We start from the raw sequence: 259 nt of genomic DNA, 5'->3' as shown, positions 1-259 counted from the left end.
GGCGACCGCGAAGCCGATGGCCACCGAGTCGACCCCCGGTGCGTTCTGGCGGGGATTGCGGCTGCTGGCCGTCGACGGGACCTGCTGGGACGTTGCCGATACCGAAGCCAACCAGGCCGCCTTCGGCCGTCCCGGCAACGGCCGCGGAACGGGACGGAGCGCATTCGTCCAGGTGCGGATGGCGGCTCTGGTGGAAGTGGGCAGCCACGCGGTGCTGGACGCGGAACTCGCCGGCTGCCGGACCGGGGAAGTCACCCTC

Annotated in this window: 1 pseudogene; it reads left to right on the top strand. The window is 72.2% G+C overall.

Going from position 1 to position 259, the window contains the following annotated elements:
* Positions 1 to 16: 16 nt before the first annotated feature.
* Positions 17 to 259, top strand: a pseudogene (locus OP79_RS49405) (IS4 family transposase); the annotation flags it as partial.

It is taken from the genome of Streptomyces yerevanensis, assembly GCF_000716805.1.
Classification (GTDB): domain Bacteria; phylum Actinomycetota; class Actinomycetes; order Streptomycetales; family Streptomycetaceae; genus Streptomyces; species Streptomyces flaveus.
The sequence above is the reverse complement of the archived record's forward strand: the minus strand, read 5'-3'. Positions and strand labels throughout refer to the sequence as shown.